The 2196-nt window shown below is 43.9% G+C and carries 2 protein-coding genes; one reads left to right on the forward strand and one right to left on the reverse strand.

The features are described from left to right. Positions 1–250: 250 nt before the first annotated feature. Entirely contained in the window at positions 251–1216 is a 966-nt protein-coding gene (locus AB4167_RS21855; protein ID WP_372137017.1) for a GlxA family transcriptional regulator, read from the reverse strand. A gap of 114 nt (positions 1217–1330) precedes the next feature. Here AB4167_RS21855 and AB4167_RS21860 point away from each other — a divergent pair, with 114 nt between their 5' ends. Beyond that, complete coding sequence (locus tag AB4167_RS21860) at positions 1331–2122, forward strand: MBL fold metallo-hydrolase (RefSeq protein WP_017068423.1); 792 nt, start codon at positions 1331–1333, stop codon at positions 2120–2122. The last annotated feature ends 74 nt before the right edge of the window (positions 2123–2196 follow it).

A 2196-nucleotide genomic window follows, 5' to 3' on the forward strand; every position in this document is an offset into this window, starting at 1 on the left:
GTTAAAAGCGAGCTTAGTGCTCGCTTTTTTTGTGCTCATATGTTGGATAGACCATCGCTAAGTGGCCTTATAGCGAGATAGTCAAAACTCATTCTATTGATTTCGGCAAATCATTTTGTAGCTTCAAACTAGTGATGTTAGGGCTGGCTTGTGATGCCCCAAAAACGCCTAGAATTGAACTTGCAAGGTTTCAGATACAAAAAGTAATAGATGCGACGATCTAGCCCCATCGCCCTCAATGAAATTAAGACTATTGCTTGAATGTAGTGCGCCACTGAATCGGCGATACATGAAAAGCCGATTTAAAGTGCTTTCTGAATACACTGTCAGAGCCAAAACCCGCTTGCTCTGCAACTTGAGGTATCGATAGTTTCGTGGTTTCTAATAGACGTTGGCTAAGCACCAAACGTCGGTTTTGCAGCCATTCACCAAATGTACAGCCATAGGTGGATTTAAACTGGCGTGTGAAGGTACGTTTACTCATCGCACAGCGCTCAGCGACTTCATCTAGTGAGTGACACTGATTAAGGCTCTGCTCCACCAGCTCAATCACAAGGCTAATACTTGTCTCTGTAAGAGGTTTTATGTTGACTGGTGCTGGTATGTATTGCTGCTGTCCACCAGTACGAGATGGCACAGTCACCATCTTACGTGCGAGATCATTCGCAAGCTCACTACCACACAAACGGCGCACTATATGTAGACAACAATCGAGTGAAGCAGCTACTCCAGCAGAGGTAATGATAGTCTCATGTTCAACAAATAGAGGGTTTGGGTCAAAATCCACCTTAGGAAATTGCTGCTGAAATTGTTCGGAAAACGCCCAATGGCTTGTGGCACGTTTTCCATCGAGAACGCCAGCACATGCAAGTACATAAGACCCGAGGCAGAGTCCTACTAGTAGCTTACCTTTCCCATGATGCTCTATTAGCGCCTCTATAAGTCGCTCACTTGGCTCTGGCAGGTCATTTGGCCAGCTTGGAACAATCACAATATCCGCCTCTTTAATAGCGCTCAAATCTCTATCGATCACCACACCAAATCCAGAGCTTGTTTCAAACTGCAAGCTGTTTTCGCAACAGATCCTCAAGTCAAACCGAACCGGCTGACCGAAAAAGATATCTTGAAACACCAGACAAGGCACAGAGAGATGAAAAGCACTGATGCCTTCAAAGGCTACCATCGTAATTTTAATTAGCTCGGTTGATTTGTTCACAAGTGTCTCGATTTGCGCGAATGTTGACTTTCAAGACAGTATCACAAGAAACTAGAAAGAAGCATACTAAATCTCATAGAGAACATGGCTTGTTAGTGAGTTTAGAGAGGCATTATGAAGATCCACCACCTACGTAGCGCAACATTTATTATTGAATCTGGCGAAAAATTTATCCTTATTGATCCTATGTTGGGGAAAAAAGGCTCTATGCCTCCGTTTTCAGTCATTAAGGCTAAGGCCGCGAAAAATCCAACCGTTGAGATGCCAAGTAATGCCGATGAGCTACTAAACAAGGTTACTCATACCTTAATTACTCACAGTCAAACACTTGGTATCAAGGCATTACAACATGGAGATCACCTAGATCCGGCAGGTGAGACGTTTTTAACAAGTCGTAATATCCCAGTTGCGACACCAGCCAAAGATAAGGCTTACCTAGAAAAATATGACTTAACGGTAAATTGGGGAATTGAAGACTGGCAAACTATCGACTTTCTAGACGGAAAGCTCACCGCGGTTCCGGCTTTGCACGGCCATGGATGGATTCACAAGGTAATGGCTAATGGTGTTGGATTTTTCTTGGAGCTCCCCAATGAGCCTTCTATTTACATTAGCGGTGATACAGTTCTAACCGATGATGTAAAACGAGCGTTGACTGAGTTGAAACCTGATATCACAGTAGTCGCGGCAGGTCGTGCTCGTATGGACGTTGGTCAACCGTTATTGATGTCTATTGATGAGGTCATGGAGTTTATTCGCCTTTCCCCTAATAAGGTGGTTGCGAACCATATGGAGGCACTCAATCACTGTGCAGTGACTCGACCAATTCTTAAAGAAGCAATTGATAAAAACGGTTTGTCAGATAAAGTCCTTATTCCTGCTGATGGTGAGACCTTGGAGTTTTAGATACCTGAACTAATCCGGTGACTCCCGATTTAAGTAAATAGTCTAAATGATTTCTGTCCGTGCGACCTGAGGTC

Origin of the sequence: Vibrio sp. 10N.286.49.E11 (genome assembly GCF_041469505.1) — a bacterium.
GTDB lineage: Bacteria > Pseudomonadota > Gammaproteobacteria > Enterobacterales > Vibrionaceae > Vibrio > Vibrio crassostreae_C.